Annotated in this window: 14 protein-coding genes and 1 pseudogene; 11 read left to right on the top strand and 4 right to left on the bottom strand. The window is 66.0% G+C overall.

Annotated elements, in window-relative coordinates; genetic code table 11:
- Window positions 1-35: 35 nt before the first annotated feature.
- Window positions 36-1,067, bottom strand: coding sequence for an ornithine cyclodeaminase (locus QZX79_RS06160; RefSeq protein ID WP_294566104.1), 1,032 nt, complete (start codon window positions 1,065-1,067; stop codon window positions 36-38).
- 124 nt (window positions 1,068-1,191) lie between these two features.
- Here QZX79_RS06160 and QZX79_RS06155 point away from each other — a divergent pair, with 124 nt between their 5' ends.
- Window positions 1,192-1,623, top strand: a complete 432-nt coding sequence (locus tag QZX79_RS06155) for an Lrp/AsnC family transcriptional regulator (protein WP_120168416.1) — start codon at window positions 1,192-1,194, stop codon at window positions 1,621-1,623.
- 60 nt (window positions 1,624-1,683) lie between these two features.
- Here QZX79_RS06155 and QZX79_RS06150 read toward each other — a convergent pair whose 3' ends face one another.
- Window positions 1,684-2,094 (bottom strand): RidA family protein, encoded by a 411-nt coding sequence (locus tag QZX79_RS06150; protein WP_294566099.1) that lies wholly within the window; start codon window positions 2,092-2,094, stop codon window positions 1,684-1,686.
- Between the two features lie 77 nt (window positions 2,095-2,171).
- On the opposite strand from QZX79_RS06150, the gene QZX79_RS06145 reads away from it, so the two are divergent.
- The 7 genes from QZX79_RS06145 (at window position 2,172) to QZX79_RS06115 (ending at window position 9,487) form a co-directional block, all read left to right on the top strand.
- A complete protein-coding gene (locus QZX79_RS06145) occupies window positions 2,172-2,549 on the top strand; it encodes a helix-turn-helix domain-containing protein (RefSeq protein ID WP_294566097.1) in 378 nt (125 codons plus the stop codon).
- A gap of 52 nt (window positions 2,550-2,601) precedes the next feature.
- A complete protein-coding gene (locus QZX79_RS06140; RefSeq protein ID WP_294566094.1) occupies window positions 2,602-3,522 on the top strand; it encodes a DMT family transporter in 921 nt (306 codons plus the stop codon).
- A 10-nt stretch (window positions 3,523-3,532) separates the two neighbouring features.
- On the top strand, window positions 3,533-4,522 hold the full coding sequence (locus tag QZX79_RS06135) for a hypothetical protein (RefSeq protein WP_294566091.1): 990 nt from the start codon (window positions 3,533-3,535) through the stop codon (window positions 4,520-4,522).
- A 128-nt stretch (window positions 4,523-4,650) separates the two neighbouring features.
- Window positions 4,651-6,063 (top strand): DUF4118 domain-containing protein, encoded by a 1,413-nt coding sequence (locus QZX79_RS06130; RefSeq protein WP_294566088.1) that lies wholly within the window; start codon window positions 4,651-4,653, stop codon window positions 6,061-6,063.
- On the top strand, window positions 6,060-6,734 hold the full coding sequence (locus QZX79_RS06125; RefSeq protein ID WP_294566085.1) for a response regulator: 675 nt from the start codon (window positions 6,060-6,062) through the stop codon (window positions 6,732-6,734). The genes QZX79_RS06130 and QZX79_RS06125 overlap by 4 nt, the downstream gene beginning before the upstream one ends.
- Before the next feature lie 248 nt (window positions 6,735-6,982).
- Window positions 6,983-8,791 (top strand): amino acid transporter, encoded by a 1,809-nt coding sequence (locus tag QZX79_RS06120; protein ID WP_294566212.1) that lies wholly within the window; start codon window positions 6,983-6,985, stop codon window positions 8,789-8,791.
- 39 nt (window positions 8,792-8,830) lie between these two features.
- The gene (locus QZX79_RS06115) at window positions 8,831-9,487 is read left to right on the top strand and encodes a 4a-hydroxytetrahydrobiopterin dehydratase (RefSeq protein WP_294566083.1); all 657 of its coding nucleotides are present in this window, start codon (window positions 8,831-8,833) and stop codon (window positions 9,485-9,487) included.
- 112 nt (window positions 9,488-9,599) lie between these two features.
- Here QZX79_RS06115 and QZX79_RS06110 read toward each other — a convergent pair whose 3' ends face one another.
- Window positions 9,600-10,253, bottom strand: a complete 654-nt coding sequence (locus QZX79_RS06110) for an aspartate/glutamate racemase family protein (protein ID WP_294566080.1) — start codon at window positions 10,251-10,253, stop codon at window positions 9,600-9,602.
- 257 nt (window positions 10,254-10,510) lie between these two features.
- On the opposite strand from QZX79_RS06110, the gene QZX79_RS06105 reads away from it, so the two are divergent.
- The 3 genes from QZX79_RS06105 to QZX79_RS06095 are packed head-to-tail and all read left to right on the top strand — an operon-like array spanning window position 10,511 to window position 12,924.
- Window positions 10,511-11,701: an LLM class flavin-dependent oxidoreductase gene (locus QZX79_RS06105; RefSeq protein ID WP_294566077.1), complete on the top strand. Its 1,191-nt coding sequence runs from the start codon at window positions 10,511-10,513 to the stop codon at window positions 11,699-11,701.
- A 12-nt stretch (window positions 11,702-11,713) separates the two neighbouring features.
- A complete protein-coding gene (locus QZX79_RS06100) occupies window positions 11,714-12,205 on the top strand; it encodes a MarR family winged helix-turn-helix transcriptional regulator (protein ID WP_294566075.1) in 492 nt (163 codons plus the stop codon).
- Window positions 12,202-12,924: a CE1759 family FMN reductase gene (locus QZX79_RS06095; protein ID WP_294566074.1), complete on the top strand. Its 723-nt coding sequence runs from the start codon at window positions 12,202-12,204 to the stop codon at window positions 12,922-12,924. The genes QZX79_RS06100 and QZX79_RS06095 overlap by 4 nt, the downstream gene beginning before the upstream one ends.
- A gap of 37 nt (window positions 12,925-12,961) precedes the next feature.
- On the opposite strand, the pseudogene QZX79_RS06090 reads toward QZX79_RS06095, so the two are convergent.
- Window positions 12,962-13,284, bottom strand: a pseudogene (locus QZX79_RS06090) (hypothetical protein); the annotation flags it as partial.

Here is a 13,284-nt window from a genome sequence, read left to right as displayed (position 1 = left end):
TCCATCACCTTGTGCGCCCCGTCCGCGCCGGCGGGTCAGGTCAGGATTGGGGAAAACGATCCGACGAACCCGAAGAGGTCCTTGGGGTCATCGGGATTGGCCACAAGGTCGATGTCCTCGACGAACCGGGTGCCCTCAACGGCGTCGCGGACGAAGCGCATGGCCGAGAAATCTTCGATCGCGAACCCGACCGAATCGAAAACCGTGACCTCCTGCGGTGCGGTGCGCCCGCGGGCGGAGCCGGTGAGGACCTGCCAGAGTTCGGTGACGGGGAAGTCGGCCGGCAGCTGCTGGATCTCGCCTTCGATGCGGGTCTGCGGGGTGAACTCGACGAAGACGGCGGATCGGCGCAGGATCGCCGGGTCCAGCTCCGTCTTGCCCGGGCAGTCCCCGCCGATGGCATTGAGGTGCATGCCGGGTTCGACCATGTCGTCGGTGAGGATGGTCGCGCGGGCCTTGTCCGCCGTGCAGGTGGTGACAATGTCCGCACCAACGACGGCCTCGGCGGCGGAGGACGCCACGGTGATTTCGAAACCCAGGGGTGTCAGGTTGCGGACCACCTTCTCGATCGCCGCCGGGTCGGTGTCCCACAGGCTGAGTTCGTCGATGCCGAGGGCGCCGCGGAAGGCGAGGGCCTGGAATTCCGCCTGGCTGCCGGCACCGATCAGGGCCATGCGCCGTGCGCCGGGCCTCGCCAGCGCCCTCGCTGCCAGGGCCGAGGTGGCTGCGGTTCGCAGCGCCGTCAGGACCGTCATCTCGGTCAGGAACGTCGGATAGCCGTTGGAGACATCAGCCAGCACGCCGAAGGCGGTGACGGTCTGGAAGCCGCGCCCGGGGTTGGAGGGGTGCCCATTGACGTACTTGAAGCCGTAGGTCTCGTTGTCGCTCGTGGGCATCAGTTCGATCACCCCGAACGGGGTGTGGCTGGCCACGCGCGGCGACTTGTCGAAGCTTTCCCAGCGCAGGAAGTCTGCCTCGAGGTAGTCGACGAGGCCTCCGATCACGCTTTCGGGCCCCCGGCTGGCCACCCAGCGGGCCATATTGCGGACATCGACAAAACGCGTCACGAGCGCCTCCTTAGTGGTCTTGGGAAAAGCTTAGGCCTGGTCCATTTGCACACTCAATGAGCGGGATGCCGGCTTTTTGCTGGGCCACTGAGCATTTTGCCGCCCGCCGATGTAACTTCTGTAGATGGCAACTCTCGATGACCTCGACCGCCGGCTCCTCTCGGCCCTCCGTGAGGACGGCAGGGCCTCGGTGGCAAGCCTCGCACGGACCCTCGGCGTGGCCCGGGCGACGGTGAACAGCCGGCTCGACCGCCTCGTCGCGACAGGCACCGTGGTGGGATTTTCCGTCCGGGTCCGTGATGAGATGGATCCGCTGGCCATCCGGGCGGTGTCGATGATCGCGGTTGAGGGGCGGGCCACCGACCGGGTGATCCGCCAGCTCCGGGGCCTGCCGGAGATCACCACCCTGCACACCACCAACGGCGGGTGGGACCTCGTGGCGGAACTGCGCACGGACAGCCTCGCCCGGTTCGATGCGGTGCTCGGGCAGATCCGCTCGATCGAAGGGGTCGTGAACAGCGAGACGAGCCTGCTCCTCAGCTCGGTGATGCGCTAGCTGCACCCGCCCTGGCACTGGTGTCAACGGCGACGCCGGAGAGCGGTTCACATCGGCTGGTCAGTCGAGGATGGCGGTGGCTTCGACCTCGACGAGAACACCGGGTTCGAAGAGGGATTCGACTCCGATCAATGATGCGGGAGGCATCGGCGACGGCATCGCGAGTTCCTCTGCGACGGAGTCGATGCCCGCCATGAAGGCCTCAATTTTTTCAGGGGCCCAGCCTGTCACGTAGAAGGTGAGGCGTACGACGTCGTTGAAGGTGGCGCCGGTGCTGGTCAGGCCTTCGTGGACGTTGCGGAGGGCAGAGGCAACCTGTCCGGCGAGGTCGCCTGGCGTCTGCGGTGCTCCGTCCTGGTTCGTAGCAACCTGGCCCGCAACGTACACGTGGCGGGTGCCGGTCGCAACGGCGACGTGGTGGTAAGGGGTTGAGGGCATCATGCCCTGGGGGGAGGACAGGCGAACGCTCATGGAAATCTCCTTCAGCTCGTAGTTGGTATCGTTAAGGTACTTGGTATGTTTTGGACACTTCAACGAGACTAGGTTTCATGCCGGATACTGATCCCCATTCCACGGACCGCTTTGAGCTGAGTGCGCCGCACCGGGAGCTCCTTGATCAGGTGCTCGATAAGTGGTCGCTGCAGGTGCTGGGAGAGTTGTGTGAGCGGCCCTGCCGCTTCAATGAGTTGCGCCGGGCCATTCCGGCAGTCACGCAGAAATCATTGACCGGCACCCTGCGCCGGCTTGAACGCAACGGCGTCGTCGAACGCGTCGTTCTCGACGCCCGGCCCGTAGCGGTGGAGTACCGCATCACGGCATTGGGCAAGACCCTTCGAGCGCCGGTCGATACGATCCTTGAATGGGCGGCGGATCATCTGCCGGGCATCGAGGCGGCGCGCAGCCGCTACGACGCAAGCGTCTACTGACCCGTCCGATTCCCGCCAGTCGGGTTGGATGGCTTCCGGTAGGCTCCCCTGCATGAACCCGGTGAGTAACGCAGGCCTTGCGCTGCGGTTCGTGCTGTTGGCTGCGGTGTGGGGTCTGAGCTTCCTGTTCATCAAGGTCGCGCTGGAAGGTATGTCCCCTCAGCAGGTCGTACTCGGGCGGATGGTCCTGGGCGCCATAACGCTGGCGATCGTGGTCGGGGCCGGACGACACCGCCTTCCTCAAGGCCTCGCCGTCTGGGCGCACCTCTTCTTCATCTCACTGTTTCTCTGCGTCATTCCTTTCACGCTGTTCGCTGTGGCAGAGACCGAAATCGATTCCGGTCTCGCCAGCATCTACAACGCGACCACACCGCTCATCACCGGGCTGATCGCTTTCGCTGCCCTTCCGGGAGAACGGCTGACGCCCAGGGCTGCCCTCGGCATTCTGACCGGCTTCCTTGGTGCAGCCGTCGTCGTTGGAGTGTGGAGCCTTGGTGCTTCAGCATCGAGTCTCCGCGGTCAGATGCTCTGTCTCGGAGCAACCCTGTGCTACGGCATCGCGATGGTGTGGATCCGTAAGTTCATCAGCCCCCTCCGTCTCCCGGCCGCTTCGGTGGCGTTCGTCCAGGTGGGCCTCGGCGCCGTGACCACCCTCGCCCTCGCGCCGGTTTTCTCGACCGGAGCCGTTCGCCTTAGCGTCCCCATTGCCGTGGCCATGCTCGGTCTGGGGTGCCTGAGCACAGGCATGGCCTACCTCTGGAACACCCAGATCATCGCGGGCTGGGGAGCGACCATTGGCTCCTCCGTCACCTACCTGACCCCGGTAGTCGGCGTCGTCGCAGGTGCGGTAATTTTAGGCGAGTCGCTGACCTGGCATCAGCCGCTCGGTGCCCTGATCATTCTGGCCGGTGTCGTTCTCTCCCGATCAAAGCCCAGGGCCCGCTCGGCCGAACAACGCGTGAGCACATATTAGGAGACGAGCGATGAGCGACGATCTAACCTGGCTGCTGGATGCCGATCCAGCGATCCGGTGGCAGGTGCTCCGTGATCTATCCGACGCACCTGCGGCCCATGTCGCAGCAGAACGCGCACGGGTGGCCGAGACCGGCTGGGGGGAAAAGCTCCTCAACCTCCAGTCCAACGGGCAATGGGCCGGCGGAGCCTACTATCCAGACCGCGGCTGGCGTCCACCACAGCCGATAGTTGGTGACCCGGACGGTCAGCCCTGGACTGCAACGCAGCCGACCCTGAAGCTGCTCCGTGACTTCGGCATCGACCCGACCCACCCCGCCGTCCGGGCAGCTCTGAGCGGGGTGCGACAGCACTCCACCTGGGAGTACGCCGGTGAACCGTTCTTCGACGGCGAGGTTGAGCCGTGCATCAATGGAGGAACCGTCGCGATCGGAGCGTACTTCGGCGAGAACGTCGACGGGATCGTCAACCGGCTGATTACCGAGCAACTCGATGATGGCGGATGGAACTGCGAGGCCGAGAGGGGGTCCACCAGATCTTCGTTCCACTCCACCATCTGCGTGTTGGAGGGCTTGTTGGAGTACGAACGTACCGGTGGAACGACGCCGGTCGCGGATGCCCGGCGACGTGGCGAGGAATACCTTCTGGCGCGTAGCCTCTACCGTGGTGCGAGCACCGGGCAGGTCATCGACTCGAACTGGCTGCAGTTCTCGTTTCCGGTGCAGTGGCACTATGACGTTCTGCGCGGTCTCGACTACTTCCGGGCCGTCGGCGGTCCCTGTGACCCGAGATTGTCCGAGGCCTTCGGGCTGCTCCGCGACAAGCAGCAGCGCGATGGCAGCTGGCTGCTGGAAAATACGCACCCCGGGCTGGTCCACTTCGAGATGGAGGCGGGCGATGGCAGGCCGAGCCGCTGGAACACCCTACGCGCACTCCGCGTCCTGCGCTGGCATGACACCGTTCAACCCGAACCCAGGGCCCCCGACAGCGAAGAGTTTTAGGAGGAGTGCGGCCTCTGCTCCTCGGGTGTTCGGATAGGTGCCAAGCGCGGATGACCTGCGAGGATTACGGGATGGCTCGATTAGCGGCACCGGAACTTGGCCGTGTGCGTACCCTCGTTGGATTTGCTTTGGCATTGGCTCTTCCGCCGCTTTTGGAGTGGGGCACGTTCGCCGCGGGCGGTGATTTCCTGGCCGCCGACGTCCTGCTGCAGGTCGCCGGGGTGGTGGCGGTTGCGTTGGTCGGCGGGCTGTGGCCTGCGCTGCTGGGTGCGCTGTGGAGCAGCCTGATCCTTAATTACTTCTCGACGGAGCCGTTCGGTTCCCTGGAGATCGCCGACGCCGAGAACCTGCTCACCCTGGTGATTTTCGTGGCCGTTGCGGTCTCGGTGTCCCTGGTGGTCGGACTTGCGTCCCGTCGTTCCCGGGAGGCCGCCATCGCGTCGGCGGATGCCGCGACGCTGGGTGAACTTGCCCGGGGCGTGCTGGCCGCGGAGGACACGCTCCAGGGCTTCCTCCACCATGTACGCACCCATTTCGGTATGGCAGGAGCCTCGCTGTTTGTCCGGGATGAGGGGGACGACGCCCGCGCTACCGGGCCCGGCACCTGGACGATGCTCGCCGTGGACGGCGCGCCGTCGGCTTCCGAGGGAGGGGATCTGCCGGCACGTGGGACGGCCGGCGACCGGGATCCTGCAATCCGGGTTCCCGGTGGATTGAAGCTGGTGCTGTACGGCCGGCCTCTGACGTCCCGGGAGCAGCGGCTGCTTGTGGCTTTCGGGTCCCAGCTGGCGGCGTTGCGTCAGCGTCAGCAGCTGTCCGCCAGCGCCGAGGAGAACCGCCGGCTGGCTGAGGGAAACGTTATGCGCACCGCGATTCTGCGGGCGGTCTCCCATGACCTGCGAACACCGCTTGCCGGGATTAAGCTGGCGGTCACCAGCCTGCGGCAGCCCGGCGTCGACTTTTCCCCTGAGGAAGAGGACGAGCTGCTTGGCACCATCGAGGCCTCATCGGACCGGCTGGCGTCGCTGATCGACAATCTGCTCGACATGTCGCGGCTGAGCGGCGATGCAGCAACCGCGCACCTGGGGCCCGTGCACTGGCCGGACGTGGTCGGCGCCGCCGTGCGGGGGCTGCCGTCGGCGAATGTGCGGATTCTGCTCGAGCCCAACGCTCCCCCGGTGCAGGCGGACTTCGGCATGCTCGAACGGGTCATCGCCAATCTCGCCGAGAACGCGCAGAAGCATGCGGGCAGCACCGACATCGTGGTCACGTCTGCGGTTTCCGGCACCCTCGGGGGCTTCCCGGCGGGCGAACTGCGCATCCGCGACCATGGACCCGGAGTCGGCGCCGACGGGATGGTGCGCATGTTTCAACCCTTCCAGCGCCTGGACGATGCCGGCCCCGCCGGCGTGGGACTGGGCCTGGCGGTCGCCCGCGGGTTCACCGAAGTGATGGGCGGGGAACTGCTTGCCGAACCGGCACCGGGTGGCGGTCTGATCATGATCATCCGACTGCCCCTTTCAACGGGGGTTCGACTGTGACCACGGTGCTGGTAGTGGAGGACGAACCGCAGCTGCTGCGCGCGCTGCAGATCAACCTGCGCACCCACGGCTACCACCCGGTGATCGCCGTCGACGGCGCATCCGCCCTTTCGGCCGCCTCCGAGCACCGCCCCGACCTGGTGCTCCTTGACCTGGGGCTGCCGGACATGGACGGGGTGCAGGTCATCGCCGGCCTGCGGGCCTGGACCCAGGTGCCGATCATCGTGCTGTCCGCCCGCCACGGTCCCGAGGACAAGGTCGAGGCACTGGATGCCGGAGCCGACGACTATGTGACCAAACCCTTCGGCCTCGAAGAGCTGCTGGCGCGCCTGCGTGCAGCGGAGCGGCGCTCTGCCGCGGCTCCGGGGACACCCGTGGTCACCACCGGCGACTTCCGGCTGGACCTTGCGGGCAGGAAGGCCGAGCGCCGCGGCGAACAGGTACGCCTGACCCCCACCGAATGGCGGCTCGTCGAGCTGCTGGTGCGGAACCCAGGCCAGCTCGTCACACAACAGAAACTGCTGCTGGAGGTCTGGGGTCCGGCCTATGCCCGGGAGGTGCAGTACCTGCGGGTGTACCTGAACCAGCTGCGGCGCAAGCTCGAACCCGACCCGGCCCGTCCGCGCTACTTCATCACCGAAAGCGGGATGGGATACCGGTTCGAGCCCTGATCCGCGCGGCCCGGCCGTTCGCGTGGAAGGCCTTAGCCCGGAAAGCCCCAGTGAGGGTGTTAAGGATCCATCAAGAAGCGCGCTTGCCCCATCAGGCCGGGCGTAGATTCGAGCCCGTGAGCGCAACCCTAGAGCACGTCATCCAGTCCCGCCGGGCCCGCCGGCTCGGTCACTGGCTCCTCGACGACGAGAACCAGCGCCGACCCCAGCGCCGGCCCAAATCCGCAGTGCAGCCCTGGTGGAAGGTGATGTGCCTGACCGGGGTGGATTACTTCTCAACCCTCGGGTACCAGCCGGCCATCGCCGCCGCCGCGGCCGGCGCCCTGGCTCCCATCGCCACACTCATCCTCGTGGCGGTCACCTTGTTCGGTGCACTGCCTGTCTACAAGCGGGTGGCAAGGGAAAGCCCCAATGGCGAGGGCTCGATCGCGATGCTGGAGAAGCTGCTGCCCAGATGGAAGGGCAAGGTGTTCGTGCTCGCCCTGCTGGGGTTCGCCGCCACCAGCTTCATCATCACCATCACTCTCTCCGCCGCCGACGCCACCGCCCACCTGATCGAAAACCCGTTCGCGCCCTCCTGGCTGCACGGCCAGGAGGTGGCCTTGACCCTGGTGTTCCTGGTGCTCCTCGCCGTCGTCTTCCTCCGTGGGTTCCACGAGGCGATCGGTATCGCCGTCGCCCTGGTCGCCGCCTTCCTCGCCCTGAACCTCGTCGTCGTCGTGACCGCCGCCGCCGAGATCACCGCCAATCCCGCACCCGTCGGCAACTGGTGGATCACCCTCACCGCCCAGCACAGCAACCCCGTCGCCGTGGTCGCCGTCGCGCTGCTGGTCTTCCCCCGGCTCGCGCTCGGGCTCTCGGGGTTCGAGACCGGCGTCGTGGTCATGCCGCAGATCAAGGGCGCCCCGGGCGACACTCACGAAAGGCCCCAGGGGCGGATCATCGGGGCGCAGAAACTGCTGACTTCGGCGGCCGTGATCATGAGCGGCTTCCTGATCGCCTCAAGCTTCGTGACGACCCTGCTCATCCCGGCGGAGGAGTTCGAGGAGGGCGGCGAGGCCAGCGGCCGCGCTCTGGCCTACCTCGCCCACAAATACCTCGGCGAGGGCTTCGGCACCCTCTACGACGTCAGCACTATCGCCATTCTCTGGTTCGCCGGTGCCTCCGCCATGACCGGGCTGCTCAACCTCGTCCCGCGGTACCTGCCCCGCTACGGCATGGCCCCGGCCTGGTCGCGGGCAGTCCGGCCCATGGTTCTGGTCTTCACTCTCATCGCCGCCGTGGTCACCCTCGCCTTCGAGGCCGACGTCGAGGCCCAGAGCGGCGCCTACGCGACCGGGGTGCTGGTGCTGATCACCTCGGCATCGGTGGCCGTCACGCTGTCCGCCCGCCGCCGTGCCCAGCACCCGGCCGCGCTCGGCTTCGGGATCATCTCCGTGATCCTGATCTGGACCACCCTCACCAACGTGTGGGAAAGGCCGGACGGCGCCGGCATCGCGGCCCTGTTCATCCTCGGAATCCTCGTGGTGTCCTTGGCCTCGAGGGCGCGCCGGGCATTTGAACTGCGTGCCGCCACGATCACCCTCGATGACCGGGCGTTGTCCTTCGTCGCGGCGCAGGACTCCGGGCAGATCTCGCTGATCGCCCACGAGCCCCAGCGGCTCAACGCCGCGGCCTACCGCCGCAAATTCCAGCACGCCTGCACCGTTAGCCACCTCAGCCCGTCAGATGATCCCTTGTTCATTGAGGTCATCGTCGATGACTCGTCCGAGTTTGAAACGCACCTCCACGTTCGCGGGGTGACCCGCCATGGATTCCGCATCCTCCAGGTCCACAGCTCGAACGTGCCCAACACCATCGCCGCCGTGATGCTCCACCTCCGGGACATCACCGGGCTCATGCCGCATGTCTACTTCCGCTGGACCGAAGGCAACCCCCTGGTCAATCTCGTCAAATTCCTCATCCTGGGTGAAGGTGAAATCGCACCCGTCACCCGGGAGGTGCTGCGCGAGGCCGAGCCTGATCTGTCCCGCAGGCCCTGGGTACACGTAGGCTGACCCGGGACATCCGAGGATCGAAAGCCGGAGGAGAAAACCATGCCAGCAGGAGATGTTCTGAACCAGGAGGAAATCCACGCAAATCTGCTCGAGCTGCCGGAATGGCGCTACGGTTTGGGTGCTTTGCGGACTGCAATTAGGTGTAAATCATCCGCTGCTGCATTGGATCTGCTTGCCACCATCGGTGGGCTGGCACAGGAATCCAACCACCACCCTGATGTGGACTGGCGGTATGACACCTTGTTCATCACGCTCACGTCGCACGATGCCGGAGACAGGGTGACGGCGCGTGACGTGAGGTTGGCCCGCGAGATATCGAAGCAGGCCCAGGCCCACGGCGTCACGCCTCTCCCGGAACTCCTGCGCACAGTGGAGATAGCCATCGACACCGATGCTCCGGAAGCCATTTCGGAAGTCTGGCGAACGGCTCTGGGCTACAAGATGCGGGAGGACGGAAGCCTGACCGATCCCTATGGCAGGGGTCCGGCCGTCTGGTTTCAGGAGTCCCCTACTCCCAGCGTGAATCGTCTTCACGTGGACGTCACTGTCCCCTTCAGCGAAAGCGCCTCGACTGTGGATGCTCTGGCAAACGCTGGTGCAACCCTCGATCATCAACATGCACCCATGTGGGTAGTGGCCACAGACTCCCAAGGCAACCGGCTGTGCATCAGCACCGAGGCCGGACGCGGTGACTAGCGCGGTGCGGCCCGCGGGCAGAACTCGACCGTGGGCCGCGCGACCCCTGAAGTGGACTCTGCCGGAGCCCGGGTCCGGTTGCAGGATGAAGGCGTACCGGCCGGGGTCTTTCCTACACGGGTTGGGGGGTTCGCATCGATATGGCTGCGGTCAGCATGGAGCCGGCAGCCGTCACGGCGTCAATGACCGGAAGGCCGAGCTTACGGCGCAGCACCCCTGCCATGCCGATGCTGCTCAGGCCCGTGCTCGCCTGCAGGATGACGTCGGCCCCCGCGTCGGCAAGCATCTGCGCTCCTGACAGGGAGGTGAAGATGCCGGTGGGCAGCAGGAAGCCGTTGGAAGTCTCCACGCCGTCGGATCCAGCGGGCAGGATCATCCGCTCCCCCAGGGCGCTGGAAATCGGTGTGGGCACCGGGTGTTTCAGTCCCAGCACGCCGACGCGGCCGCCGTAGGCGAGGGCAGCCGCTGCTGCGGCGGAACCGGCCCCAATGACGGGAATCCCGACGGCGGCGCGGGTTTCCTCGAGTCCGGGATCCGCAGCGCAGCTGATGATCAGGGCGTCGACCCCTCCTGCCAGCTCACGGGCCAGCTCAGCGACCTTGGGACCCGCCGCTTCATATGATGCCGCGTCATGGACGCCGTGCGGCTGGTCGGGAATGCACCGGGTGGTCACCTCGTACCCGAAGACATGGTGCAGCAGGCGCCCGTGGGCGTGGAGCAGCCGACGGTCAGTGGTGGATAGAGCCCTGATGAGACCGACTCGCATAATGAAAACCCTTCCTTGGAATGCAGTGATGTCACCCTGTAGACGGGTGATCCACTGTCCGCTTCATGGCTTCAGCATGACGAACCTGCATTGCGGTGACATTTCGGCCGTACCAAGATCACGTTACGGTGGGCCGGAGCTGCAGGGCCTGGTGCTGCATGTCACTGAGGGCGGAGGAATACATCACTGGTTATGCACCGTTATACGGGCAAGATACATAACTGGTTATGTAGTTCCTCCAGTGAAAGGCACCTACGATGCAGTTCGGAATTTTCTCGGTCAGCGACATCACACGGAACCCGGTGACGGGCTACACGCCCAGCGAGGCGGAACGCATCGATGCAACGGTGAAGATGGCCGTCAAGGCCGAGGAGGTCGGCCTCGATGTCTTCGCCATCGGCGAGCACCACAACCCGCCGTTCTTCTCCTCCTCGCCGACAACCCTGCTGGCCCATGTCGCAGCCCTGACCAAGCGGATCATTCTTTCGACGTCGGTCACCCTGATCACGACGAACGATCCCGTCCGCATCGCCGAGGAGTACGCGATGGCGCAGCATCTGGCCAAGGGCCGGCTGGACCTGACCCTCGGGCGCGGCAACACCGTCCCGGTCTACCCGTGGTTCGGCAAGGACATCCGTCAGGGCCTGCCGTTGGCGCTGGAGAACTACAACCTGCTGCACCGGCTGTGGCGCGAAGACGTCGTCGACTGGGAAGGCAATTTCCGGACCCCGCTCCAGGGATTCACTTCCAGTCCCCGGCCCCTGGACGACGTGCCTCCCTTCGTCTGGCACGGCGCGATCCGCACGCCGGAGATCGCCGAGCAGGCTGCCTACTATGGCAACGGATTCTTCGCGAACAACATCCTGGCCCCGAACTTCCACTTCCTGCCCCTGGTCAACCTCTACCGCGAGCGCTTCGAGCACTACGGGCACGGCACCAGGGCCCAGGCGATCGTGGGCCTCGGCGGGCAGGCGTACATCGCCAAGCGCTCCCAGGACGCCCTGCGCGAGTTCCGCCCGTACTTCGACGAAGCGCCGGTCTACGGGCACGGAGCCCCGTTGGAGTACTACGCGCAGCAGACCCCGCTGAGCGTCGGAAGCCCCCAGCAGATCATCGACAAAACCCTGGAATTTCAGGAGAAGTTCGGCGACTACCAGCGCCAGCTCTGGGTCATGGACCATTCGGGCCTGCCGCTGGCCGCCGTGCTTGACCAGCTCGAACTGCTCGGCGCGGAGGTTGTTCCCGTGCTGCGCAAGGAGATGGCCGCACGGCGTTCCCCTGGTGCGGCGGACGCCCCCACCCACGAGTCCCTCACGAAGGCAAAGTACGGCGACGCCGCACCGCGGCAGCCGCGCCCCAACCCCAACCGGGGGGACAACGTCACCGGCACCTCGCCCTACCAGGACAGCGACGCCGCGACACCGGCCCGCTATCCGCTGATCGGCTAGAAGGGTGATCCGATGAACCGGGAAGACAGAAACGAAATCCGGCTGGCGAATGAGTCCTGGGAGGCCCTGCTTCAGGCAGAGAGCGCACTTGGCCGGCGGTTCGCCGCCGACGAGATCTGGGATGAACTCTCAAACCGGGAGTACGACGTCCTCTTCACCCTGTCCAAGGCCGACGGCGGACTGGGAATCAGCGACCTTGGCCGGAGGATCCTGCTCTCCCAGCCGGGTATGTCGAAACTCGTGACGCGGCTTGAGGAGCGCGGGCTCGTTGAAAAGCGTCCGAACCACGTGGACCGGCGGGAAGCCCGCATTCTCCTAACCGACGCGGGAACCGAAGCGCAAAGACGGGTGGGGCGGAAGCACGCGCGGGCCGTCGCTGCCAGAATGACCAGCGCCCTCAGCCACGCCCAGCTCGAACAGCTTCGCGACCTCTGCCGGCAGATCACCGCAGTGATCAATCCTGACCTCCTGAACAAGCCCACCACCGAACGGACCCCCTCGTGAACCCCACCTCCTCCCAGAACTCCCGCCCGGACCCGGAGCCGACCCGCAGCATCGTGGTCATCAGCGGAGGCATGAGCGACACCTCCTCCTCCCGGATGCTTGCCGACCGCCTGGCCCAGAAAGCACTGGACCGCCTCAAAGGGCAGGGCATCCCGGCTGCGGTCAGCATCATCGAGCTGCGCCCCCTCGCCGCCAACATCGCCCAGGCGATCGTTTCCGGTTTCCCTGACGAGGACCTCCAGGCCGCCATCGACAGGCTCGCCGCCGCGGCCGCCGTCATCGCGACGACCCCAATCTACAAGGCAGGCATCAGCGGGCTGTTCAAGGCCTTCATGGACATCCTCGACAACGATCTCCTCATCGCCGTGCCCGTGGTCCTCGCGGCAACCGGCGGCAGTGCCCGGCACGCACTGGTGATCGATGATCAGCTGCGGCCGCTCTTTGCGTTCATGCGCACGCTCACCACGCCCACCTCGCTCTTCGCGGCACCGGAGGACTGGGGAGACAGGGCGCTCACCACCCGGATCGAACGTGCGGCGACGGAACTTGCGGCAATGGTCACTACCGGCATCAGGTCCGCGATCACCGACGACGCCTGGGGCCAGTACCAGCACACCTTCGCCGGGAGCGCCCGCCCCGCAACGGCCGCTCCGGAGGTCGCCTTCGACACCGACCTGATGAGACTGGCGACCGGCGGCACCTTCGCCGCACGGGCCTAGCGGAGTCGGCGGGCGACGTCGGCGCCGAGACAGTCTCTTATGGTGCGGAACGCGTACCCGAGTCCCTGCTCGGCCCGGAGGTTGGAACGAACTTCCAGTCGAAGGACCCGTCGTCCCGGAGTGTCAGCCGGAGGAACCCGTGGGTGTCGCTGAACCGCTTCTCGATGTAGGACGGGCTGCTGGTGAAGGGGCGGAGATCGATACCCCCGGTGGACACCTGGAATGCGGTCATCCCGCCCCGGACGCATTCGTCGTCGTTGTTCACCGGACACGACCGTTCGTAGTTGTGTTGTGACCCTGACAGGCTCAGCCGGACCCGATGCTTCCACATGACGTCGATCCACGGCTTGTGCTCGTACG

It is taken from the genome of uncultured Arthrobacter sp. (assembly GCF_902805515.1).
GTDB lineage: Bacteria > Actinomycetota > Actinomycetes > Actinomycetales > Micrococcaceae > Arthrobacter_D.
Note: the sequence above shows the minus strand (reverse complement) of the source record. Positions and strands in the feature narration are given on the sequence as shown.